This window comes from Actinosynnema sp. NPDC091369, from assembly GCF_044757065.1.
Taxonomy (GTDB): Bacteria; Actinomycetota; Actinomycetes; order Mycobacteriales; family Pseudonocardiaceae; genus Actinosynnema.
In genome coordinates this window covers 67,024-90,397 of sequence record NZ_JBIVUG010000006.1, presented here as the reverse complement: position 1 = coordinate 90,397, position 23,374 = coordinate 67,024, and the positions used below count along the sequence as shown (strand labels likewise).

The window sequence follows — 23,374 nt, the reverse complement described above, 5'->3', positions numbered from 1 at the left end:
ACCGTCATTGATCCTGGCCGGCGCCTGCGGAGGGCACCGCCGTGAACGTCCTGGGCGTGGCCCAACCCCGCCGGGCGAACGCCGCCACCACCGCCCGCACCACCTCGTCATGCCGGTCCACGGGCACCAGCGCGATCGCCGACCCGCCGAACCCGCCACCCACCATCCGCGCACCCAACGCCCCGGCCGCCTTCGCCGCGTCCACCGCGACATCCAACTCCGGCGCGGAGACCCTGTAGTCGTCGCGCAACGAGGCGTGCGAGGCGTCCAGCAACGGCCCCAACTCCGCCAACCGACCCGCCCGCAACAACCCCACCGCCGACAACACCCGCTCGTTCTCGGTCACCACATGCCGCACCAACGGCCGCAGCTCCTGCGGCACCCGCCCCAGAACACCGTCCAACCCCGCCACGTCCACGTCCCGCAACGCCGCGACCCCCAGCACCGACGCCGCACGCTCACACCCCGCCCGCCGCGCACCATAACCACCGTCGGTGTGCGAATGACTCGCCCGCGTGTCGACCACCAGCACCTCCAACCCGTGCGCCGCGGCGTCGAACGGCACCTGCTCCGCCTCGAACGACCGCACGTCCAAGAACAACACGTGCGCCTCGGTGCAGCACAACGACGCCGTCTGGTCCAACAACCCCGTCGGCGCACCCACGAACTCGTTCTCCGCCCGCTGCACCCACCGCGCCACCACCGGCAGATCATCCACCGGCCGCTTCGCCAACCCCAGCAGCGCCAACGCCACCGCACACTCCAACGCGTGCGACGACGACAACCCCGCCCCCGCCGGCACATCACCCGCGATCACCAGGTTCGCCCCACCGGACACACCCTGCTCGCGCAACACCCACGCCACACCCGACGGGTACGCCGCCCACCCGCCCACCACGCCGGGTGCCAGATCGGCGACGACCACCGGGGACGCGTGCTGCACCGTGCCGTCGTCACCGACCGTGGCCACCAGCAACCGGCCGTCGTCCCGCGGTGACGCGGCCACCGCGGTCCGGTACGGCAACGCGAACGGCAGCACGAAACCGTCGTTGTAATCCGTGTGCTCCCCGATCAGGTTCACCCGACCAGGCGCGGACCACACACCCGCGGGCGCCGCCCCGTGCACCCGGCTGAACGCGGCGATCGCGCGCCGCGCAGGGCTCACCGGGCCTGCACCAGGACGGCGTGCGCCACGGCCGGGTCCAGCTCGGCGACCGTGCCGTTGCCGCGCACCTGGATGACCTTCGCGCCGCCCAGCGAGTCGATCTCGACCGTGCCGCCCGGCACCACGCCGGCGGCCTTCAACTCGGCCATCAAATCCGGGTCGAGCTGCACGTGCTCGGCGATCCGGCGCACCTCGACGCGACCGCCGCCGCGCCGGGCCACCTCGTCCACGCGCACCAGGTCCGACTCGGCCGCCGGGGCGGGCTCGCCGTCGCCCAGCTTGTCCAGGCCCGGGATGGGGTTGCCGTAGGGCGAGGTGGTGGGGTTGCCGAGGAGCTTGACCAGCTTGCGCTCGACGGCCTCGCTCATGACGTGCTCCCAGCGGCACGCCTCGCTGTGCACGTGCTCCCACTCCAGGCCGATGATGTCGACCAGGAGGCGCTCGGCGAGCCGGTGCTTGCGCATGACCGCGATGGCCAGGTTGCGACCCTGCTCGGTCAGCTCCAGGTGGCGGTCGTCCGCCACGATGACCAGACCGTCGCGCTCCATCCGCCCGACCGTCTGGCTGACCGTCGGACCGCTCTGCGCCAGCCGCTCGGCGATCCGCGCGCGCAGAGGCACTACGCCCTCTTCTTCGAGCTCGTAGATCGTGCGGAGGTACATCTCGGTAGTGTCGATGAGCTCGTTCACACCCGCTCCCCTTCGTATGGCGTCAATGCTAGTCGGCCGGTCACGGGTGCAGGATGGTGCCGTGCACCCACTGATCAGCACCGAAGCCCTGGCCGCCGCGCTGGACGGGGCCGAACCACCCGTCGTGCTCGACGTCCGCTGGCGACTGGGCGGACCGCCGGGACGTCAAGACTACGAGGTCGGGCACGTTCCCGGTGCCGTCTACGTCGACCTCGACACCGAGCTGTCCGCCCCACCGGGAGCCGGTGGCCGCCACCCGCTGCCGGACCCGTCGGCGCTCCAGGCGGTGCTGCGCGCCGCCGGCGTCCGCCGGGATCACCCGGTCGTGGCGTACGACGGCGGTGACGGCTCGGTCGCCGCCCGTGCGTGGTGGCTGCTGCGGTGGGCCGGTCACCCTGAGGTGGCGGTCCTGGACGGCGGTTACGCGGCGTGGACCGCCGAGGGCCGTCCGGTCGACGCGGACACGCCGACGCCCGTGCCCGGCGACGTCGAGGTGCGGCCCGGCTCCATGCCCGTGCTGGACGCGGACGGGGCCGCCGCGTTCACCGGGACCGGCACGCTGCTCGACGCCCGCGCGCCCGAGCGCTACCGGGGCGAGACCGAGCCGGTCGACCCGCGGGCCGGTCACATCCCGGGCGCGCTGAACGCGCCGACCTCGGGCCACACGTCCGACGGCCGCTGGCTGCCCGCCGCGGCGCTGGCCGAGCGCTTCGAGGCGATCGGCGTCTCCCCGGACCGCCCGGTGGCGGCCTACTGCGGGTCCGGCGTCACGGCGTCCTCCGTGGTCCTGGCCCTGGAGGTGGCCGGCATCACGAAGCCGGACGCGCCCGCCCCGCTCTACGCGGGCTCGTGGTCCCAGTGGTCCTCGGACCCGTCCCGACCCGCCGCGACGGGTCCGGAAGCGGGCTGAACAAGCCGGAACGGCCGGTCGGGCGACGCTCCGACCGGCCGTTCCCGCACGTCAACTCAAGCGTTGGGGATCTTCTCGAAGGCTTTTGTCGCGAGCTTCAGCGCGATCTCGCACGGGTTGATCTCGTCGATCGGCGTCACGGTGGCCTGGAACGCGGGCGTGATCTCGTCCGGGTCGTCGGTCAGCATGACCAGCACCGTGCAGTCGCCGCCCTTCTCCTTCACCTCGTACGCGGTGTTGCCGCCGACCTCGATGGTCCGGGCCTCGCCCTCGTACTCGGCGAACGTGACCATGAACAGCACGACCGAGAACGGGTCCTCGGTGCTCTGCACGCAGCCCTTCTCGCCGCCCTTGGCCGCGCCGACGGCCGCCGCGACCTCCTCGGGCGTGAGGATGTCGCAGTCCTCGTAGCCCTCGGTCTTCTTCTTCGTGGTGATCTTGACGTCGCCGGACGGCTTGTCGCCCTCGGTCGTCTTCGGCGCGCTCTCCTTCGTCGACGCCTTCGGCGAGGAGGTCTTGGTCGAGGACGGCTTGCCGGACGCGGTCTTCTCACCGGTCGACCCGCCCGCCGCGGCGACCGGGCTGCCGACGACCTTGGTGGCGCAGGCCGACAGGCCGAGCGTGAGCGCCAAGGCCAGCACAGTGGTCAGGGCGGGGACTCGTCGCAGGTGCATGTCTTCTCTGACCCCGTTCCGACGCGCGGGGTTCCATCCTCGATGGCCGCAATCTGGCCCGCCTCGTCTCGGCAGACTCTAAGTCCACCCGGCCGGTCCGCACGCCCGGGTCGACCAAGCTGTGATCACACCACCGGCCGCCGGGTGGGTTAGGTTGCCGACATGGGTAAGGCTGCCGCCGTCGTCTGGGACGAGTCCTTCCTCGGCTACGACCTGGGCGGGGACCACCCGCTCAACCCCGTGCGACTGGACCTGACCGTCCGGCTGGCGACCGCGCTGGGCGTGCTGGACGGCGTGGAGCTCATCGCGCCCGACCCGGCGACCGACGCGGAGATCGAACTCGTCCACGAGCCGTCCTACCTCAACGCCGTGCAGGCCGCGCCGATGGCGGGCTGGGACGTCGGCCACGGCCTGGGCACCGCCGACAACCCGGTGTTCGCCCGCATGCACGAGGCGTCCGCGCTGGTCGTGGGCGGTTCGCTGGCCGCGGCGCGGCGCATCGCGGCGGGGGAGGCGGACCGGGCGGTGAACATCGCGGGCGGGCTGCACCACGCCATGCGCGACCACGCGGCCGGGTTCTGCGTCTACAACGACTGCGCGGTGGCCATCTCGTGGCTGCTGGACCACGGCTTCGACCGGATCGCCTACGTCGACACCGACGTGCACCACGGCGACGGCGTGCAGGCCGCGTTCTACGACGACCCGCGCGTGCTCACGGTGTCGGTCCACCAGAACCCGATGAGCCTGTGGCCCGGCACGGGACGGCCCGCCGAGGTGGGTGGCCCGGGCGCGGAGGGCACCAGCGTGAACCTGGCCCTGCCGCCCGGCACCGGCGACGGGGCGTGGCTGCGCGCGTTCGACGCGACCGTCCCGTCCCTGCTGCGGGCGTTCCGGCCGCAGCTGCTGGTCACGCAGTGCGGCGTGGACACGCACCGCGAGGACCCGCTGGCCGACCTCGCGCTCACCGTGGACGGGCACCGCGCGATCTACCGCCGGCTGCGCGAGCTGGCCGAGGAGACCGCGCACGGCCGCTGGTTGGCGCTGGGCGGCGGTGGGTACGAGCTGCTGCGCGTCGTGCCGCGCAGCTGGACGCACCTGCTGGCCACCGTGCTGGACCGGGACGTGGACCCGAAGGCGGCGCTGCCAGCCGACTGGGTCGCCCACGCCTCCACCCTCGCGCCGAACTGGCCGCTGCCGTCGTCGATGACCGACGACTCCGACACCGCGTTCGAGCCGTGGGGCGGCGAGCTGGACACCCCGGTCGACCTGGCCGTGAGCCAGACCCGCCGGGCGCTGTTCCCGCTGCACGGCCTGGACCCCGACGACCCGAGGGACTGAGCGTGGACCCGTTCGACTACCCGAGGCACTGGGAGGCTGACGTCGTGCTCAGCGACGGCGGCACGGTCCACCTGCGCCCGATCACGCCCGACGACGCGGAGAAGCTGCTCGCGTTCCACGGCCGGTTGTCCGAGCGGACCCGCTACTACCGCTACTTCGGCCCCTACCCGCGCATGCCCAAGCGGGACCTCGAACGCTTCAGCACGGTCGACCACGCCGACCGGGTCGCGTTCACCGCGCTGCTCGGCGACGACATCGTGGCCGTCGGCCGCTACGACCGCCTCGGCGAGGGCAGCTCGGCGGAGGTCGCGTTCGTGGTCGAGGACGCCCACCAGGGCCGGGGCCTCGGCTCCATCCTGCTGGAGCACCTCGCCGCCGCCGCCCGGGAACGCGGGCTGAGCCGGTTCACCGCCGAGGTGCTCGCCGAGAACGGCCAGATGGTGCGGATCTTCCGGGACGCGGGCTACGGCGTGAGCCGCGCGTTCGAGGAGGGCGTGGTGCACCTGGAGTTCGACATCGACCCGACCGAGGAGTCGGTGGAGGTGGCCCGAGCCCGCGAGCAGGCCGCCGAGGCGCGCAGCGTGCACAACCTGCTGCACCCGAGGTCGGTCGCGGTGATCGGCGCGTCCACCGACCGCACCAAGATCGGGCACGCGGTGCTGACGCACCTGCTCGCCGCCGACTTCGCCGGGCCGGTGTACCCGGTCAACGCCGAGCACCGGTCGGTGCGCGGGGTGCGGGCCTACCCGTCGGTGCTGGAGATCCCCGACGACGTGGACCTCGCCGTGGTCGCGGTGCCCGCCGCGGGCGTGGACGAGGTGATGGACGCCTGCCTGGCCAAGGGCGTGAAAGCCCTGGTCGTGGTCACGTCCGGGTTCGGCGAGACCGGTCCGGGCGGGCTGAGCGCGGAACGCAGGCTGGCCGCCGAGGCCCGCGCGCACGGCATGCGGGTGGTCGGCCCGAACGCGCTGGGCGTGCTCAACACCGACGCGGGCGTGCGCCTGAACGCCACCCTCGCGCCGCAGCTCCCGGCCCGCGGTCGCACAGGCTTCTTCTGCCAGTCCGGCGCGCTGGGCACCGCGATCCTGGCCACCGCCGCCGAACGCGGCCTCGGCCTGTCCACGTTCGTCTCCGCGGGCAACCGCTCGGACGTCTCCGGCAACGACCTGCTCCAGTACTGGGAGACCGACCCGGCCACCGACGTGGTGCTGCTGTACCTGGAGTCGTTCGGCAACCCGCGCAAGTTCGCCCGGCTGGCCCGCCGGCTCGGCCGCACCAAGCCGATCGTGGCGGTGAAGTCGGGCCGCCACGCGGTGACGCCCGCGCTGGCGGCGACGTCCGTGCCGGTGGACGAGTCGAGCGTGCAGGCGTTGTTCGAGCAGGCCGGCGTGATCCGGGTGGAGTCGCTGGCGCAGCTGTTCGACACCGCGCTGCTGCTGGCGCACCAGCCGCTGCCCGCCGGGCCGCGCGTCGCCGTGGTCGGCAACTCGACCGCGATCGGGCTGCTGGCCGCGGACACCGCGCTGGCCCACGGCCTGGAGCTGGCCTGCGACCCGGTGGACGTGGGCGCGCAGGCCGGGCCCGAGGCGTTCGCCGCGGCGGTGAAGGAGGCGTTGGAGAACCCGGACGCGGACGCGCTGGTGGTCGTGTTCGTGCCGCCGCTGGCGGTGCCGGGCACGTCGTTCGCGCGCGCGTTGGCCGAGGTGGTGGAGCAGGGCGGGCGTACCAAGCCGATCGCGTCGACGTTCCTGGCGGTGGAGGGCGTGCCGGCCGAGCTGGCGGTGCCAGGTCCCGGCGGCGCGCCCGGACGGGGTTCCGTTCCTTCTTATCCGTCGCCGGAGCGCGCTGTGCTCTCGTTGGCGCGTGTGACGCGTTACGCGCGGTGGCGGTCCGCGCCCCAGGGAACGTTCGTCCGGCCCGAAGGCATCGACACCGAGGCCGCGCACGCCCTCGTGGCGGCGCAGCGGCTCGACGGCGAACGGCTGCTGGACGACGACACCGCCGTGCGTCTGCTCGCGTGCTACGGGGTGCGGGTCGTGCCGTTCCGGGTGGTGACGTCGGCGGACGACGCGGTGCGCGCGGCGGGGGAGTTGGGCTACCCGGTGGCGATGAAGTCCACCGACGACCGGTTGCGGCACCGCACCGACCTGGTGGGCGTGCGGCTCGACCTGTCCGGCGAGGAGGCCGTGCGCACGGCGTACGCGATGCTGGCCGGGATGTCGGACCGGCCGGACGTCTACGTGCAGCGCATGGCGCCCAAGGGCATCTCGTGCGTCCTCGGGCTCCAGGACGACCCGTCGTTCGGCACGCTGGTGTCGTTCGGGCTGTCGGGTCTGGTCAGCGACCTGCTGGGGGACCGGGCCTACCGGGCCGTGCCGCTGACCGACGCGGACGCGGCGGCGCTGGTGCGCGCGCCCAAGGCCGCGCCGCTGCTGGCCGGGTACCGGGGTGACGAGCCCGCGGACCTGTCCGCGTTGCAGGACCTGGTGCTGCGGCTCGCCGCGCTCGCCGAGGACCTGCCCGAGGTGCGGGAGCTGTCGCTGGAACCCGTGCTGGCCAGCGCCGCGGGCGCGTACGTCAGCAGCGCCCGGGTCACGCTGGGACCGCCGCCGTCGAGGCATGACACCGGTCCCAGGCGGCTGCGTTCCCCCGGCGGGGCCCGTTAGCGCGGTCGCGGTCTTGATGCGCAACCGTTGCGCTTGACCGATCAGGTGTCCCGATCTTCCCCGCGGCTCTGGATTAACTCCGTTGAGCCGCTTAGGTTTCCGGCAACCCGAGGAAGCTCCCGAAAAGGGGAAGAATGGCTCTGGCACCGTTGCGCGCCCTCGTTGCGGCGTGTTGCGCCGCGCTTGTCCTCGCGTCGTGCTCCACCGGTGACGACACGACCGTCGTCGGCAGGGCGGACAGCTCCGACGAGCTGACCATCGCCGTGGCGTACGACCAGCCGGGGTTGGGTGTGCGCCGCCTGGACGGCACGTACCGCGGCTTCGACATCGACGTGGCCCGCTACGTCGCGAAGGAACTGGGGGTCGAGGAAGCGCGGATCAAGTTCACCGAGGCCACGCCGTCGGAACGCGAGACGCTGCTCACCAGCGGCGCCGTGGACCTCGTCGTGTCCAGCTACTCGATCACCGACAAGCGCAAGGAGGTCATCGACTTCGTCGGCCCGTACTTCGTGGCCGGGCAGGACCTGCTGGTCCGGCTGTCCGACGAGCGGATCACCGGACCCGAATCGCTCAACTCCGGCAACCTGAAGCTGTGCTCGGTGGCCAACACCACCTCCGCGCAGCACGTGAAGGACCAGTTCGCCCAGTCGGTGACCCTGGTGGAGTACCCCAACTTCAGCGACTGCGTCACCGCGCTGCTGGCCGAGCAGGTGGACGCCATGACGACCGACGACGTGATCCTCGCGGGCTACGCCGCGCAGAACCCGGAGCTGCTGCGCGTGGTCAACCGGCCGTTCAGCAAGGAGGAGTACGGCATCGGCCTGCGCAAGGGCGACCCGACCAGCAAGGCGAAGGTGACCGCGGCCGTCCGGAAGATGATCGACACCGGCGAATGGCGCAGGTCGCTGGAGGCCAACGTGGGCGCGTCCGGTTACGCCATCCCGGACCCGCCCGAGCTCGCGCCGTGATCTGCGACCCACCCCGTTAGCGGTCTGACCGGCCCGAACCGCCCCGTACGCTCCCTGTGTGCATGCCTCGCATTACGTACCCCAGTACCGCGCGGACGGGCCGGTCCGCGCCGGTATCCCCGAACACGGCCGCATCCCCCGCTACTACGCGGTGAAGACCGAACTGCTGTGGCTCGTCGACGCGCTCGGCGAGGGCACGGCGCTGCCGTCGGAGCGGGACCTGGCCGAGCGGTTCTCGGTGTCGCGGGTGACGCTGCGGCAGGCCGTCGGGGAACTGGTGCTCGAAGGCAAGCTGCAACGCCGCCAGGGCAGCGGGACCTACGTCGCGCCCCCGAAGCTGGTGCAGCCGCTGTCGCTGCTCAGCTACACCGAGGGCATGCGCCGGCAGGGCGTGGACCCGGCGCGGGGCGTGATCACCGTCGAGCACCTGCCCGCGGACGACGTGCTCGCCCGGGACCTGCGGGTCGAGCGCGGCGACCCGGTGGTCCACCTGGAACGCGTGCTGCTGGCCGACGGCGAGCGGGTGGGGCTGGAGTCGACCTACCTGTCCGCGGCGCGCTTTCCGACGTTGCTGGAGGTCTTCGACCCGACCACGTCGCTGTACGCGTGCCTGACCGACCGGCTGGGCGTGGTGTTCGCCGAGGCCGAGGAGCGGGTGGAGACGGTGCTGGCGACGCCGCGCGAGGCGTTGCTGATCGGCACGAACCCGGCGCAGCCGATGCTGCTGCTGCACCGCGTGTCCCATGACAACGTTGGCGAGCCGATCGAGCGGGTCCGCTCGCTCTACCGGGGCGACCGGTTCAGCTTCATGGCGCGGCTGCGGGCCGAGTGAAGGTCACGTAACGGTCACCGTCGGGGCACGAGCCTTCGCGATTTCCACAGTCCACTGTGGACGTCCGGCCGGTTTACGGCGGTCGCGGGGCCGGCGGGCGGCCGAACGTTAGCGAATCTTGCCCTGGAACCGCCCATTGGCACGAAGTTGAGCGCGCCCCGGCGGATGTACCGTGGTTGCCCTGGGACGTGAGTCCTCCTCACCCGCACGGTCGCGGGGGAAGCGGGGGTGGCGCCGTGACGTTCAAAGAGGAGTTCCTGACGGAGCTCGAGGACTGCCTGCGCGGGTACGGCGCGGTGCCGGTGGTCGACCCGGACGCGCTGGCCCGGTTCATCGACTACGTCCGCCGACTGCCGGACGACGACTCGCGGCTGCGCTGCCTCGAAGGCGTCGACCAGGGTTCCGGCTCGTTCTGGAACAACCCGGCGGTGTGGTGGGAGCAGGTGCCCCGGTTCGGCGTCGGCTCGTCGGACTGCTCCGAGCTGCTCGACCGGATGCTGGACGAGGCGATCAGCGACGAGATCGACGTGCTGGAGATGGAGATCCGGGAGCTGCCCGGGTGACCCCCGACGTGGTTCACCCGTTGTGCACCTGGGTCGCCAGACGCACAACGGGGAGTCCCCACTCGGCGGCGGTCAGACGGACAGCAGTCGGTCGAAGAACGTGCGGTAGCGCTTGAGCGCCTGGCGCAGCTCCTCGGTCTGCACCTCGTCGCCCCGCTGCCACTGCTCCTCGAGCGCGTGCTTGTGCTCGTTGAACGTGGTGGCCAGCGTCTGCATCACCTGGGCGACCAGCTCGTCGGCCCGCTGCACGGCCTCGCGCGGGTCGTCCACGAAGTCGGCCTGCAACGCGCGCCACTCGGCCTGGTAGTCGGCCGCGTCGTCCGGGGTGAACAGCGGGGCGTCGCCGGCCGTCGTGTCGACCGCGGACGGCTCCACCGGCCCGTCCTGCCCGGTTTCCACGTCGTGCCCGGCCTGGACGTCGTGCCCGGTCTGCACGTCGTGCTTGGTGCCCAGTTCGTGCTCGGGCTCGCGGTACCCGGAGTCGTGGAAGCCGGAGTCGTGGAAGCCGGAGTCGTGGAAGCCGGGCTCGGAGTGGCCGTCGGGCTGGTGCGAGGTCGGCTCGTGGTGCGCGGCGCGCTCGTCGTCCGGCGTCGCCTCCCGGTCGAAGCGCTCCTGGTCGGTCAGGTTCGGCTCCGCCACGTCGTGGTCGGCCGGGGTCTGCTCGACCGGCTCGCGGTCGACCGGCGTGCGCTCGGCGAAGTCCTCGGTGGTGAGGTGCTGACGGTGCTCGGTCATGACCGCGCCCCTTCCCGGTGGTCGCCCAGCAGGTCCTCGAACACGGTGCGGTAGTGGACCATCGCGGTGCGCAGGTCCTCGGTGCTCGCCTCGCCGCGCTCCTGGCGCTCGACGATCGCGTGGGCCTGCCGGTAGTGGTCGAGCGTGCGGGCGTGCTCGACGGACAGCAGCTTCTCGCGCCGCTCGTACCCCTCGGTGGGGTAGCCGCGCTCCGCCATCAGGTCGGTGACCAGGTGGTCCGCCTGGCCGACGGCCTGGGTCGGCTCGTCGACGAACTGCTCCTGGACGCGGGTCCAGGTGCGGGCGTAGTTGTCGCGCGTCGTGGGGTCGAGCGTGCGGAGTTCGAGCTTCGCGTGCTCCCGCTCCCGTTCCGCGAGTTCGCGTTCCGCCGCCATGCGGCTGCCGTTGCGCTCCAAGGCGCGCTCGTACTCGGGACCGAACTTCGAGCGCAACCTCTTGCGCTGCATCAGGAACTTCAGCAGCACCGCGATCGCGGCCAGTACGACCAGCACGACGACGATCACGCCGATGGTGGTACCGGTGGACATCTGCGCCTCCTCGGGCTCTGTTGTCCACCGGCTACCCGTCGTCCCGCCGATCCGAAACCTGTTCGGCTCTTGACAAAGCGAACGTTACGGCACCCGGCCTAGCGCGCCACCGCCTTGCGGTACTGCCGGATCGCCAGCGGCACGAAGATCAGCAGGAACACGACCACCCAGATCAACGTCATCAGCACGGGGTGCTGCAACGGCCACACGTCCGCCGCCGGGGCCAGCGGGTTGGTGTTGCCGAACAACTGGCGCGCCGCGGCCGTCACCGCCGACACCGGGTTCCACTCCGCGAACGTCTTGAGCGGGCCGGGCAGGTTGCTCTCCTGCACGAACGTGTTCGCGATGAACGTCAGCGGGAAGATCGCGATGAACGAGGCGTTGTTGAACACTTCGGGGCTGCGCACCATCAGGCCGACGATCGCCATGCCCCACGACACCGCGTAGGCGAACAGCAGCAGCAGGGCGAACCCGGCCAGCGCCTCCAGCGGCGAGGAGTGGATCCGCCAGCCGACGATCAGGCCGGTCACCGACATCACCAGGATGACGATCACGTTGTTCGCCAGGTCGCTGGTGGTGCGCCCGATCAGCACGGCCGACCGCGCCATCGGCAGCGACCGGAACCGGTCGATCACGCCCTTCTGGATGTCCTCGGCCAGCCCGCTGCCGGTGATCGTCGCGCCGAACACCACGGTCTGGGCGAAGATGCCCGCCATCAGGAACTCGCGGTAGTCCATGCCCGGGATGGCGATCGAGCCGCCGAACACGTACGCGAAGAGCAGCACGAACATGATCGGCGACAACGTCGAGAACACGATCAGGTCCGGGACCCGCTTGATCTTGATCAGGTTGCGCTTGGCGACCACCGCGCCGTCGCCCAACGCCTGCGTGAACGCGCTCATGCTCCCCGCTCCCCCTGCTTCTCCTCGGCGGCGTGTCCCGTCAGCGCGAGGAACACGTCGTCCAGCGTCGGCCTGCGCAGGCCGATGTCGAGCACCTTGACCGACTCGGCGTCGAGCCTGCGGACGCCGTCCACCAGCACCTCCGCGCCGCCCGACACCGGCACGGTCAGCCGGTGCCCGCGGTCGTCCAGCGCGATCTCCGCGATCGCCAGCGGCGTCAGCGCCGCCTTGGCGGTCGCCGCGTCCTGCGCCGACGCGACGGTCAGCTCCAGCCGTTCGCCGCCGACCTGGTCCTTCAGCTCGTCGGCCGTGCCCAGCGCGATGACGCGGCCGTGGTCGATGACCGCGATCCGGTCGGCGAGCCGGTCGGCCTCCTCCAGGTACTGGGTGGTGAGCAGCAGGGTCGTGCCGCCCGCCACGAGTTCGGCGATCACGTCCCACATGCCCAGCCTGCTGCGCGGGTCCAGGCCCGTGGTCGGCTCGTCGAGGAACAGCACCTGCGGCTTGGCCACCAGCGCGCCCGCCAGGTCGAGCCGGCGGCGCATGCCGCCCGAGTAGCCCTTCACCGGCCGGTCGGCCGCCTCCACGAGGTCGAACCGCTCCAGCAGCTCGCGCGCCCGTTCCCGGCTGCGCTGCTTGCCGAGGTGGTACAGCCGGCCGACCATGTCCAGGTTCTCGAACCCGGTCAGGTTCTCGTCCACCGCCGCGTACTGGCCGGACAGCCCGATCCGGCGGCGCAGCTCCTTGGCGTCGGCGACGACGTCCAGGCCGGTGACGGTCGCCTTGCCCTCGTCGTGCTCCAACAGCGTGGTGAGCACGCGCACCGTCGTGGTCTTGCCCGCGCCGTTCGGCCCGAGCAGCCCCATGACGGTCCCTTCCGGCACCACGAGGTCGAGGCCGTCGAGGGCGACCACCGACCCGTAGCGCTTGACCAGCCCTTCGGCCACGATTGCGTCTGCCATGCGGGCCATGATGGACCCCGGGTCCGACAATTTCAGGTGGTTTACGCGACCTCGCGTGCCGCCGGTCCGGGAATCGGCGCGGAAGTGAGCCTTGTGGACTGTGCGGCCGGCGGCCGTGCCGCGCGTGCGCCGGTGCGTGCGTCCGCGCAATTCTGTTGAGCTCGCAAACATCTCCGGTTGTTGCGCGCTTGTGATGAACTCGATCCGGTGGTCGTGGGGTGGCGGACCGTCCTGCCGCGAGCGGAAATCACCCGTTCGTGTGGGTCTCCGCACAACCGCCCGCGGGGCGCGGTGAGGTCGGCATCCGTGCCACCGGCGACCTGGAACCCCTTGACGTTGTGCCGTCGGACCTGCGAGATGTAGGGGTGACCAGGCTTGGGGTCCGCGCTGACCACTCGTCCGGTTCGTCGGCACGTCCCGCGGTGCCCGCCGCCGCCGGCGGGACGACCGACGGCAGGTGATGGGTGAAAGGGCGAATATGCACCTTTTAGACGCTCGATCGAGTGAAAGCGAGCGGGCTGCGGAACCGCACTAGGGTGTTCGCAGTTCTTTTCCAGCGAGGAGAGATCCGCATGGCAGCCGTCCAAACCCGACGCAAGCGCAAGCTGGGGCAGTTCCTCAACGCTTTGCGCAAGCGGGCGGGCAAGACCGAGATCGACTACCACGCGCTGACGCGGAAGACGCAGTCGACGCTGTCGCGGATGGAGAACGGATACATCAGTCCCAGTTGGACCGAACTGAGCGCGCTGCTCGCGCTCTACGGAGCGACCGATGTCGAACGGCGTGAGGCGGAAGCGCTGTGGGAGGACGCGAAGCAGGACGGGACCCGCCTGGTGTACGCGGCCGCGTTCACCCCCGAAGCCCGGACCTACGCCCGGCAGGAGGCCGACGCGACGGAGGTGCGCACGATCGAGATGATCGTCATACCGGGCCTGCTCCAGACGCCCGCCTACGCGGCCGCGATCCGGCTCGCGGGGCAGCGTTTCATGGACTCGTCGGTCTCGGTGGAGCAGGTGACGGCGGCGCTGGCGAACCGGCAGCGCCGACTGCCCGGCTTAGTGCTGCACGCGGTGATCGACGAGGCCGCGCTGCACCGAATCGTCGGAGGCCCGACCGTCATGCGCGAGCAGTTGTCGCATTTGCTCGAGAAGGGGAAGCAGGACAACATCACCATCCAAGTGGTTCCGTTCGGCGCCGGTGCTCACGGAACCATGTCGGGTGGTGGCGCCACCGCACTCCGCTTCGAGGACAGCGATCCTTCGGCCGTGTACCTGGAGTACGCGGGCGGTGGCAAGTGGGTGGACAATCGCGCCGACGTGCAGAAGTACCTGCTGCACTTCGAGGAAATGGTGAGCGAGGTCGCCCTGTCGCCCAAGGAGTCGGCCTCGTTGATCAGAAAACTGGCAACCGCAATGAAGGACACATGAACAACGACAAGGCGTGGCGCAAGAGCACCTACTCCGGCGCGGGGAACAACTGCGTCGAGCTGGCCGTGGGACGGAGCACGACCAGCGTCAGGGACAGCAAACGACCTGGACCAAGACTGACCTTTGGGGAGCGTCCATTCCGGGCGTTCCTCACCGCCCTCCGGCAAGCCTGACCGGCCGCCGACCCGCCGTCCGCCCCGGTCACCGAAGCACCGCGGGCGGCGGCGACGGCACGGACGACCGGCGGCCGTCGACCGGCGGCGACCCGGCGTCCGACAGGGCGCCCGGTCGAGTGATCGTGGTCGAGCGCCCCGCCATGCCACGTCGACGCAGGGCAATGTGAAGCACCCTCGGGTCTTGGGTGCATCATCGGCGGACGCCGGCGCGCGAACGTGGCCGGAGCATCCACAGTGGACACGGAGGTGTGAGGTCGCGTTCCTCCTCGTGGCCGGCCGGTCGAGCGAATCCGCTGAAATGCGGGACCAGCGGGCCGCAGGCGGTGATATAGCAGGACGGTGCCAGGCATCCAGCGGGCGGAGGCGGCGTTCGGTGGTACCACCGAACAGGCCCTGCGCGACATCAACCACACGACCAACCACTACTACGGTGCCGTCCCCGCCCCGATCACCTCGGGCACGTCGGTGGTCCCGCCGCTGGGCCGCCTCAACCACAAGGTGCGCGGCAGGACCGGGCTCGTCGCTCAGCTGGCCGGCGACCTGGGCTGCTCGATCGCGGTCCTGGCCGCGGCCGGCGGCTTCGGCAAGACCACCGTCGCCCTCGACGTGGCCCGCGGCCTGCCGAGGGTGTGGTGGGTGGACGCCTCGTCGCGGGACAGCCTGCTGGCCGGCCTGGCGGAGGTGGCGTTGCAGGCCGGCGCCGACTCGCACGAGGTGCAGGAGGCGTGGGCGGGCCGGGGAGGCTCGGCGATCGAGCTGCTGTGGCGCAACCTCGACCACCAGGCGGACCCGTGGGTGCTGGTGCTCGACAACGCCGACGACCCGGACGTCCTGGCCGCGACCAACCACCGGGTGGCCGACGGCAACGGCTGGCTGAGGTCGCCGAAGTCGACCGGCTCGATCCTCGTGACCAGCCGCGCCGCCACGGGCTGGCCGCCCGCCGCCAGGGTGCACCACGTGCGCCAACTCGACCCCGAAGACGGTGCGCAGGTACTGCTCGACCTGGTCGCCGCGGGCACCTCGCAGGACGCCGCGGCGTTGGCTCGACGCCTGGGCGGCCTCCCGCTGGCCCTGCGCCTGGCCGGCCGCTACCTGGCCGTGGCCAAGGACGCGCTGGTCCTGCCGGGCCTGGAACCGCCGACCACCTTCAAGGCATACCTGGAGCGCTGGGACGAGAGGTTCACCGAACTGACCGAGGGCGAGTCCGCCTCCCCGAGGGAGTCCCTGAGCCGGACGTGGGAGATGTCGATGGACCTGCTGGCCGAGCGCGGCCAACCGCAGACCCGGCAGCTCCTGCGCCTGATCTCGACCTTCGCCGAAGCCCCCGTGCCGGCGTTCACCCTGGACGCCGCCGTCATGGCCGAATCCGACCTGCTCCCGGCCGTCACCCCGCCCCAGCTGTCCGTGCTGCTGAAGGCCCTCCAGGACGTTGGCCTGCTCGACGTGGTCGAGTCGAACGTCGTCGTCCACCCGGTGATCCGCAGCGCCAACCGCCACCAGCCGGACTTCGAGGACAATTACGGGCTGTACACCGACCTGGTCGCACGCTTGCTGTGCAGCGCGACCAAGGACTCGCCGGGACGAGACCTGGAGACCTGGCCCCTGTGGCGGTCGGTGCTGCCGCACTTGGACGTCCTCAGTGAGAGTGACGACGCCGAGCTCGAAGAAGCGACGGCGGTCGTGCTCTACCACGGGGCGGAGTACGCCCGAGCGGTCGGCCTCTACACCGTGTCCGAGGCGCTCTACGACCGAGCCATCGCCCGATGCCTGCGGAGGATGGGGCCGGACAGCGAGAGCACGCTCGCGGTTCGTCACTCTTCGGCGGATCTCCGGTGGAACAGGGGCGAGTTGGCCCTCGCGGAGACTGAGCACCGTGCCCTGCTCCAGGATCTCGTGAAGTCGGCCGTGGACGCCTCGCACATCCTCGATGTCCGCGCGTGCCTGGCCGAGATCCTGCTCGCCCTCGACCGGGCGGAAGAAGCGGAAGCCGAACTCCGGGACGTGGTGGCCGAACGCAGAAGGGTGCTCGGATCCACGGACATGCACACGCTTGAAGCGAAGCACAGGCTCGGACACCTGCTGTGGGACAGGGGCCGCTTGGCCGAAGCGGCGGATGAGCATCGGGAAGTGCTGGAGACCAGTGTCGAGCATCGAGGTGACGAGGACACGTACACACAGGTAGTCCGGGTGTGCCACGCACGAGTCCTCCAGCAGCTCGGCCGGCTGGAGGCGGCCGAAGCGGAGCTGCGGAAGGCGTGTTCCGCCCCCGAGGGCCCGCTGAACGCCCGGTGGTTCCTCGCCGGCCTCCTGCGATCGCAACTGCGGTTCGACGAGGCCGAGGACGAGCACCGCAGGGCACTGGACCGGTACGTCCGACTGCTCGGTCACGAACACCCGCAGACCCTGGCCGTCCGCCACGACTTCGGACACCTGCTCGATGAGATGGGCGATGTCCTGGCTGCGGAGACCGAGCACCGGCAGGTGGCTGAAGCGCAGGCCCGACTGTTCGGCGCCACGCACCCCAACACGCTGAAGACGCGTCACTGCCGGGCCCGGATCCTGCGTGCGCTGGAGCGGTTCGACGACGCCGAGGCCGAGTTCCGAGCCGTCCTCGCAGCACGTGAAGGCGCACTCGGACCCGAGCACCACTTGGTGCTGCGTGTCCGGCACCAGTTGGGCCACCTGAGCGAACAACGTGGTGACCTGGTCGCCGCGGAAGGGCATCACCGCGTTGTGATCGTCGGGCTGGAGCGCGCACTCGGAGTGCTGCACCCGGACACCCTGGAGAGCCGCCTGTGCCTGGGCATGCTGCTGCACCGCCAGGCAAGAGCAACGGAGGCGGAGGCCGAGTTCCGCGCAGTCTCGGAGCTTTCGGCGCGGGTGCACGGGGTCTCGCACGTGAATACCCTGTCCAGCCGCTACCACCTGGCTGCAGCCATGGCCGAACAGGGGCGTTGGGGTGAGGCCGAACTCGAACTGCGGGGGGTGTTGGCGATCGCGGTGCGCACACTGGGAGACGCGCACCCGTTCGTGGCGATGGTGCGTGATGGGATAGCCGAGCTGTCGGGGGTAACCGGCGTCTGGTAGCGAGTACCGATCACCCGCGGGGCGTTACGGGCCGACCAGCCGGGCCGCCGCCAGGGCCACCGGGTCCAGGGACTCCGGCGCGGTGCGGACGTGGTGTTGCAGGTCGGTGCGCATGCGGGGGTCCCAGAAGCGCTCGATGTGGTCGGCGACGGCGGTCGCGGCGTGGGTCGGTGGTCGGTGGTGGAACTGGCGGGCGATCTCGTTCGCCAGGCGGACCGTCGGTGGGGTGGCGCCGCTCATGTCAGTCCACCACCGCCCGCTCGCGGACGCCCGCGCCCTCGGCCGACCCGGTGCCTCCGGCGCGCAGGGCCACCTGGACGGCGGTGACCTTGTACTCCGGGCAGTTGGTCGCCCAGTCGGAGTTCTCCGTGGTGACGACGTTCGCCCCGGTCACCGGGTGGTGGAACGTGGTGTAGACGACGCCGACCGGCATGCGGTCGGAGAGGGCGGCGCGCAGCGACGTCGCCCCGACCCGGCTGGCCAGCGTGACCGTGTCGCCGTCGCCGATCCCGCGCACCTCGGCGTCGTGCGGGTGGATCTCCAGCACGTCCTCCGGGTGCCAGGCGATGTTCGCCGTGCGCCGGGTCTGCGCGCCGACGTTGTACTGGCTCAGGATCCGCCCGGTCGTCAGGATCAGCGGGAACCTGCGGGTCGTGCGCTCGCTCGTCGGCACGAACGACGTCGGCACGAACCGGCCCTTGCCGCGCACGAACGAGTCGACGTGCATGGTCGGCGTGCCGGTCGGCGCGTCGGCGTCGCACGGCCACTGGATGCTGCCCAGCCGGTCCAGCGCGGCGAACGACACCCCGGCGAACGTCGGGGTCAGCGCCGCGATCTCGTCCATGATCTCGCGCGGGTGGGTGTAGGGCATGTCGTAGCCCAGCGCCGCGGCCAGCTCGCACGCGATCCGCCACTCGTGCTTGCCGGTCTTCGGCGCCATCACGGGCCGCACGCGGTTGATGCGGCGCTCGGCGTTGGTGAAGGTGCCGTCCTTCTCCAGGAACGACGTGCCGGGCAGGAACACGTGCGCGAACTTCGACGTCTCGTTGAGGAACAGGTCCTGCACGACCACCAGGTCCATCGCGGTCAGCGCCGCCGTCACGTGCGCGGTGTTGGGGTCGGACTGGGCGATGTCCTCGCCCTGCACGAACAGGCCCCGGAACGTGCCCGCGATCGCCGAGTCGAACATGTTCGGGATGCGCAGGCCGGGCGTCGGCAGGATGCTGCGGCCCCACACCCGCTCGAACACGGTGCGCACGGCGTCGTCGGACACGTGCCGGTAGCCCGGCAGCTCGTGCGGGAACGACCCCATGTCGCACGAGCCCTGCACGTTGTTCTGCCCGCGCAACGGGTTCACGCCGACGCCGTCGCGGCCGACGTTGCCGGTGGCCATGGCCAGGTTCGCCATGCCCATCACCATGGTCGACCCCTGGCTGTGCTCGGTCACGCCGAGCCCGTAGTAGATCGCCGCGTTGCCGCCGGTGGCGTGGAGCCGGGCCGCCGCCCGGATCTCCGCCGCGGGCACGCCGGTGATCGACTCGACCACCTCGGGGCTGTTCTCGGGCCGCGCGATGAACTCGGCCCACTCCTCGTAGCCCTCGCAGCGCGCGGCCACGAAGTCGGCGTCCACCAGCCCTTCTGTCACGACGACGTGCGCGAACGCGTTCACCACGGCGACGTTGGTGCCGGGCCGCAGTTGCAGGTGGTGGGTGGCACGGACGTGCGGCGAGCGCACCAGGTCGATCCGCCGGGGGTCGATCACGACGAGCTTCGCGCCCTCCCGCAACCGCCGCTTCATCCGTGACGCGAACACCGGGTGCCCGTCGGTGGGGTTGGCCCCGATCACCACGATCACGTCCGCCGCCGCCACGGACCGGAAGTCCTGGGTGCCCGCGGACTCGCCGAACGTCTGCTTCAGCCCGTAGCCGGTGGGGGAGTGGCACACCCGCGCGCACGTGTCGACGTTGTTGTTCCCGAACGCGGCCCGCACGAGCTTCTGCACCACGTACACCTCTTCGTTGGTGCACCGCGAGGACGTGATGCCGCCGATCGCGCCGACGCCGTGCGCGGCCTGGATCTCGCGCATCCGTGACGCGGTGTACGTGATGGCTTCTTCCCACGACACCTCGCGCCACGGATCGGTGATCTTTTCCCGCACCATGGGCGTCAGCACGCGGTCCGGGTGCGTGGCGTAGCCGAGCGCGAACCGCCCCTTCACGCACGAGTGACCCTCGTTCGCGCCACCGTCCTTGTACGGCACCATCCGCACCAGCTCGTCGCCGCGCAGCTCGGCCTTGAACGAGCAGCCGACACCGCAGTAGCCGCACGTGGTCAGCACCGTCCGGCTGGGCATCCCCAGCTGCACCACGGACTTCTCCTGCAACGTCGCCGTCGGGCACGCCTGCACGCACGCGCCGCACGACACGCACTCGGACTCCATGAACGGCACGCCGCCCGCGGACACCTGCGAGTCGAACCCGCAGCCCTGGATGGTCAGCGCGAACGTGCCCTGAACCTCGCCGCACGCCCGCACGCACCGCGAGCACGAGATGCACTTGGACGGCTCGAAGTCGAAGTACGGGTTGCTGGTGTCCTTCTCCAGCGACAGGTGGTTCTCGCCCCCGTACCCCGTACCGCACCTGCCGCAACCCGACCGCGCCGGACATGTCCTGCAACTCGCAGTCGCCGTTGGCCGAGCAGGTCAGGCAGTCCAGCGGGTGGTCGGAGAGGTAGAGCTCCACCACGCCCTGCCGCAGCTTGGCGAGCTTCGGCGTCTGCGTGCGCACCTTCATCCCGTCCGCCACCGGCGTGGTGCACGACGCGGGCGTGCCGCGCCGGCCGTCGATCTCCACCAGGCACAGCCGGCACGAGCCGAACGCCTCCAGGCTGTCCGTCGCGCACAGCCTGGGGATGTCGACGCCGCTGGTCGCGGCGGCGCGCATGACCGACGTGCCGGCGGGCACGGTCACCGGGACGCCGTCGACCTCCACCGTCACCGAGGTCGGGGACGTCGAGGCCGGTGTGCCGAAGTCCGGTTCCTTCAAGATCGTCACGGGGTGACCCTCCTTGGGGTGAAGTCGTCGGCGAAGTGCTGGAGCGCGCTCCGCACCGGGTTGGGCGTGAGGCTGCCCATCGCGCACAACGACCCATCGGTCATCAGCTCGCAGAGGTCGCCCAGCAGGGCCAGGTTCTCGTCGACGTCCTCGCCGCCCACGATCCGGTCGATCACCTCGACGCCGCGCACCGCGCCGACCCGGCACGGCGTGCACTTGCCGCAGGACTCCTCCGCGCAGAACGAGAACGCGAACCGAGCCATGGACGCCATGTCCACGGTGTCGTCGAACACCACGACGCCGCCGTGGCCGAGCATCGCGCCCGCCTCGTAGTCCATCGCCAGGTCCAACCCGGACGCGGGCAGGTACGCGCCGAGCGGCCCGCCGACCTGCACGGCCCGCACCGGCCGGCCGGAGCGCGTGCCGCCGCCGTGCTCCTCGACCAGCTCCCGCAGCGAGATGCCGAACGCGGTCTCGAACACGCCGCCGCCCGCGATGTTCCCGGCGAGCTGGAACACCTGCGTGCCACGCGACCGCCGCACGCCCAGCGCCTGGTAGGACGCGCCGCCGTCGGCGAGGACCGCGGGCACGGACGCCAGCGTGAGCACGTTGTTGGCCACGGTCGGCTTGCCGAACAGGCCGGTGATCGCGGGGATCGGCGGTTTCGCCCGCACCACCCCCCGCTTGCCCTCCAGGCTCTCCAGCATGGAGGTCTCCTCGCCGCAGATGTACGCGCCCGCGCCGACCCGCACCATCAGGTCGAACTTCAGCCCCGACCCGAGGACGTCGTCACCGAGCCAGCCGTGCGCGTAGGCGATGTCGATCGCCCGGCGGATCGTCCCCACCGCTTCGGGGTACTCCGACCGCAGGTAGATGTAGCCCTCGGTGGCGCCGACCGCGTGCGCCGCGATCGTCATTCCCTCGATCAGGCAGAACGGGTCGCCCTCGATGAGCATCCGGTCGGCGAACGTGCCGCTGTCGCCCTCGTCGGCGTTGCAGCACACGAACTTCAGCTCGCCCGGCGTGTCCGCGACGGTCTTCCACTTGACGCCCGCCGGGAACCCCGCGCCGCCGCGCCCGCGCAGCCCGGACCCGGTCACCTCGGCGACCACCGCCGCCGAGCCGATCTCCAACGCCCGCCGCAGGCCCGTCATGCCGCCGTGGGCGAGGTAGTCGTCCGGCGACAACGGGTCCGTGACGCCGACGCGGGCGAAGCAGAGGCGGTGCTGGGCGCGGAACCACGGCAGTTCCTCGACCACGCCGACGCGCAGCTCGTGGTCGGCGCCGTCCAGCATCCCGGCGGAGACCAGCGCGGGCACGTCGTCGGCGGTCACCGGCCCGTAGCCGATCCGGCCGGTGTCGGTGACGACCTCGACCAGCGTTTCCAGCCACAGCATGCCGCGCGAGCCGTTGCGCACGACGCGGACGGGCCGGCCCGCGAGCGCGGCTTCCCGGGTGATGGCGAAGGCGACGGCGTCGGCGCCGACGGAGAGGGCGGCGGCGTCACGGGGGACGTAGACGGTGGTGGTCATCGCAGCTCCCCGGTGATCAGGCCGTCGAGCCGGGCGGGGTCGAGGCGGCCGTGGAGCCGCCCGTTGACCTGGGCGGCCGGGCCGAGGGCGCAGTTGCCGAGGCAGAACACCTGCTCCAGCGTCACCGCGTTGTTCGCTGTGGTCTGGCCGATCTTCACGCCGTACGCGGTCTCGGCGTGCTGGACCAGGCGCTCGGACCCGACGGACCGGCACGCCTCGGCGCGGCACAGCCGGACGGTGACGCGGCCCGGTGGCTCGCCGCGGAAGTCGCTGTAGAAGGTGACGACGCCGTGCACGTCGGCCCGCGACAGGTTCAGCTCCTCGGCGACGAGCGGGATCACCGACTGGTCGACGTAGCCGAACTCGGCCTGGATGCCGTGCAGGATCGGGAGCAGCGCGCCCCGGTCGCCGCGGTGCGCCTCGATCACGGCGAGCACCCGTTCCACCACGGTCATCGGGCCTCCATTGTCGCTCGCAGACTGTATACCGTATTCAAAACTGTACGCCTCTGCCGTCGCCGGCGACAGGCAGCACTTCGACCTCGCCGCCGCGGAACCCCGGCGGCACCACCGCCAACCCGTCCGCGAGCGCGGCGAACGGGTTGCCGGGCAATCCGACCACGCACCGCACGTCCGCGTGCAACGCCTCGACCAGTGCACCCGGGTAGTCGGCGAGGTAGGTGACACCGGTGAACTCCCCGCCCGCCGCGCACGTCAGGCCGGGCAGCAGGGGCCCGATCGCGTCACGCACCCGTCCCGGCCCGGGGAGGCCGCCGGTCACCACCTCGTCACCGGTTGGCACCGCCGCCACGCGGGGACGACGGTGCACGGGGAGCGTGTCGTGGCCGACGCTCGCGGCCGGCCCGAGCACGGCGGGCGTGACCACCGTGCCCGCCGGCAGCAGCAACTCGCCCGCGGGGCAGCTCTCGCCGGTCCGCCGGATGTGCCGGCCGGGCCGGGCGCCGCCCGTGACGGGCGCGCCGACGCGTCCGACGTCCTCCACCGGGATCACGGCCGTCGCGCCGTCCGGCACGGGCGCACCGGTCACGATCTCGACCGCTCGGCCGTCGGTCAGTGCCGGCGTGCTGGTTGCCGTCTCGGCCGCTCGGCCGTTCGGCTGCCGGGCAACGATCCTGCGGTGTCAGCGC

The 23,374-nt window shown here is 71.6% G+C and carries 21 protein-coding genes and 1 pseudogene; 9 read left to right on the top strand and 13 right to left on the bottom strand.

Features of this window, described 5'->3' with window-relative positions:
• Positions 1-4: 4 nt before the first annotated feature.
• Both galK and ACIQMJ_RS23495 read right to left on the bottom strand, forming a co-directional pair.
• Positions 5-1,165 carry a galactokinase gene (gene galK / locus ACIQMJ_RS23500; RefSeq protein WP_499763151.1) on the bottom strand — a complete coding sequence of 387 codons (1,161 nt, stop codon included), beginning with the start codon at positions 1,163-1,165 and terminating at the stop codon, positions 5-7.
• A complete protein-coding gene (locus tag ACIQMJ_RS23495) occupies positions 1,162-1,854 on the bottom strand; it encodes an iron-dependent transcriptional repressor DtxR (RefSeq protein ID WP_106614816.1) in 693 nt (230 codons plus the stop codon). Before ACIQMJ_RS23495 ends, galK begins: the two co-directional genes overlap by 4 nt.
• 61 nt (positions 1,855-1,915) lie before the next feature.
• Between ACIQMJ_RS23495 and ACIQMJ_RS23490 the strand changes: the two genes are divergently transcribed.
• A complete protein-coding gene (locus ACIQMJ_RS23490; RefSeq protein WP_499763150.1) occupies positions 1,916-2,764 on the top strand; it encodes a sulfurtransferase in 849 nt (282 codons plus the stop codon).
• Positions 2,765-2,820: 56 nt separating this feature from the next.
• On the opposite strand, the gene ACIQMJ_RS23485 is transcribed toward ACIQMJ_RS23490, so the two are convergent.
• Positions 2,821-3,438: a DUF3558 family protein gene (locus tag ACIQMJ_RS23485; protein ID WP_499763149.1), complete on the bottom strand. Its 618-nt coding sequence runs from the start codon at positions 3,436-3,438 to the stop codon at positions 2,821-2,823.
• 162 nt (positions 3,439-3,600) lie between these two features.
• Between ACIQMJ_RS23485 and ACIQMJ_RS23480 the strand changes: the two genes are divergently transcribed.
• The 5 genes from ACIQMJ_RS23480 to ACIQMJ_RS23460 all read left to right on the top strand — a co-directional run bounded on the left by ACIQMJ_RS23480 (position 3,601) and on the right by ACIQMJ_RS23460 (position 9,805).
• Positions 3,601-4,776, top strand: coding sequence for an acetoin utilization protein AcuC (locus ACIQMJ_RS23480; RefSeq protein WP_499763148.1), 1,176 nt, complete (start codon positions 3,601-3,603; stop codon positions 4,774-4,776).
• Positions 4,777-4,778: 2 nt separating this feature from the next.
• The gene (locus tag ACIQMJ_RS23475) at positions 4,779-7,442 is read left to right on the top strand and encodes a bifunctional acetate--CoA ligase family protein/GNAT family N-acetyltransferase (RefSeq protein WP_499763147.1); all 2,664 of its coding nucleotides are present in this window, start codon (positions 4,779-4,781) and stop codon (positions 7,440-7,442) included.
• Between the two features lie 134 nt (positions 7,443-7,576).
• Positions 7,577-8,410 carry a glutamate ABC transporter substrate-binding protein gene (locus ACIQMJ_RS23470; RefSeq protein ID WP_499763146.1) on the top strand — a complete coding sequence of 278 codons (834 nt, stop codon included), beginning with the start codon at positions 7,577-7,579 and terminating at the stop codon, positions 8,408-8,410.
• Between the two features lie 58 nt (positions 8,411-8,468).
• Positions 8,469-9,242 (top strand): GntR family transcriptional regulator, encoded by a 774-nt coding sequence (locus tag ACIQMJ_RS23465; protein ID WP_499763145.1) that lies wholly within the window; start codon positions 8,469-8,471, stop codon positions 9,240-9,242.
• Between the two features lie 236 nt (positions 9,243-9,478).
• Entirely contained in the window at positions 9,479-9,805 is a 327-nt protein-coding gene (locus tag ACIQMJ_RS23460; protein WP_366202933.1) for a hypothetical protein, read from the top strand.
• 72 nt (positions 9,806-9,877) lie between these two features.
• On the opposite strand, the gene ACIQMJ_RS23455 is transcribed toward ACIQMJ_RS23460, so the two are convergent.
• From ACIQMJ_RS23455 to ACIQMJ_RS23440, 4 genes are all read right to left on the bottom strand, one after another.
• Positions 9,878-10,540 carry a hypothetical protein gene (locus ACIQMJ_RS23455; protein WP_499763144.1) on the bottom strand — a complete coding sequence of 221 codons (663 nt, stop codon included), beginning with the start codon at positions 10,538-10,540 and terminating at the stop codon, positions 9,878-9,880.
• Positions 10,537-11,088, bottom strand: a complete 552-nt coding sequence (locus ACIQMJ_RS23450) for a hypothetical protein (RefSeq protein WP_499763143.1) — start codon at positions 11,086-11,088, stop codon at positions 10,537-10,539. Before ACIQMJ_RS23450 ends, ACIQMJ_RS23455 begins: the two co-directional genes overlap by 4 nt.
• Positions 11,089-11,186: 98 nt before the next feature.
• Positions 11,187-11,990: an ABC transporter permease gene (locus ACIQMJ_RS23445; RefSeq protein WP_499763142.1), complete on the bottom strand. Its 804-nt coding sequence runs from the start codon at positions 11,988-11,990 to the stop codon at positions 11,187-11,189.
• Positions 11,987-12,952, bottom strand: coding sequence for an ATP-binding cassette domain-containing protein (locus ACIQMJ_RS23440; RefSeq protein ID WP_499763141.1), 966 nt, complete (start codon positions 12,950-12,952; stop codon positions 11,987-11,989). The genes ACIQMJ_RS23445 and ACIQMJ_RS23440 overlap by 4 nt, the downstream gene beginning before the upstream one ends.
• Before the next feature lie 572 nt (positions 12,953-13,524).
• On the opposite strand from ACIQMJ_RS23440, the gene ACIQMJ_RS23435 reads away from it, so the two are divergent.
• The 3 genes from ACIQMJ_RS23435 (at position 13,525) to ACIQMJ_RS23425 (ending at position 17,642) form a co-directional block, all read left to right on the top strand.
• Positions 13,525-14,379, top strand: coding sequence for a helix-turn-helix domain-containing protein (locus ACIQMJ_RS23435; protein WP_499763140.1), 855 nt, complete (start codon positions 13,525-13,527; stop codon positions 14,377-14,379).
• Positions 14,376-14,552, top strand: a complete 177-nt coding sequence (locus ACIQMJ_RS23430) for a DUF397 domain-containing protein (protein WP_141978058.1) — start codon at positions 14,376-14,378, stop codon at positions 14,550-14,552. The genes ACIQMJ_RS23435 and ACIQMJ_RS23430 overlap by 4 nt, the downstream gene beginning before the upstream one ends.
• Positions 14,553-14,894: 342 nt before the next feature.
• Positions 14,895-17,642 (top strand): tetratricopeptide repeat protein, encoded by a 2,748-nt coding sequence (locus tag ACIQMJ_RS23425; protein WP_499763139.1) that lies wholly within the window; start codon positions 14,895-14,897, stop codon positions 17,640-17,642.
• Between the two features lie 24 nt (positions 17,643-17,666).
• Here ACIQMJ_RS23425 and ACIQMJ_RS23420 read toward each other — a convergent pair whose 3' ends face one another.
• The 6 genes and pseudogenes from ACIQMJ_RS23420 to ACIQMJ_RS23395 form a co-directional block, all read right to left on the bottom strand.
• Complete coding sequence (locus tag ACIQMJ_RS23420; RefSeq protein WP_499763138.1) at positions 17,667-17,882, bottom strand: formate dehydrogenase subunit delta; 216 nt, start codon at positions 17,880-17,882, stop codon at positions 17,667-17,669.
• Between the two features lies 1 nt (position 17,883).
• A complete protein-coding gene (gene fdhF, locus ACIQMJ_RS23415) occupies positions 17,884-20,175 on the bottom strand; it encodes a formate dehydrogenase subunit alpha (RefSeq protein WP_499763137.1) in 2,292 nt (763 codons plus the stop codon).
• A gap of 157 nt (positions 20,176-20,332) precedes the next feature.
• Positions 20,333-20,584 (bottom strand): annotated as a pseudogene (locus ACIQMJ_RS23410) (2Fe-2S iron-sulfur cluster-binding protein); the annotation flags it as partial.
• A 107-nt stretch (positions 20,585-20,691) separates the two neighbouring features.
• Positions 20,692-22,227, bottom strand: coding sequence for a formate dehydrogenase beta subunit (locus tag ACIQMJ_RS23405; protein WP_499763136.1), 1,536 nt, complete (start codon positions 22,225-22,227; stop codon positions 20,692-20,694).
• Entirely contained in the window at positions 22,224-22,682 is a 459-nt protein-coding gene (locus ACIQMJ_RS23400; protein WP_499763135.1) for an NAD(P)H-dependent oxidoreductase subunit E, read from the bottom strand. The genes ACIQMJ_RS23405 and ACIQMJ_RS23400 overlap by 4 nt, the downstream gene beginning before the upstream one ends.
• Positions 22,683-22,719: 37 nt before the next feature.
• On the bottom strand, positions 22,720-23,358 hold the full coding sequence (locus tag ACIQMJ_RS23395) for a MoeA family protein (RefSeq protein WP_499763608.1): 639 nt from the start codon (positions 23,356-23,358) through the stop codon (positions 22,720-22,722).
• Between the last annotated feature and the right edge of the window lie 16 nt (positions 23,359-23,374).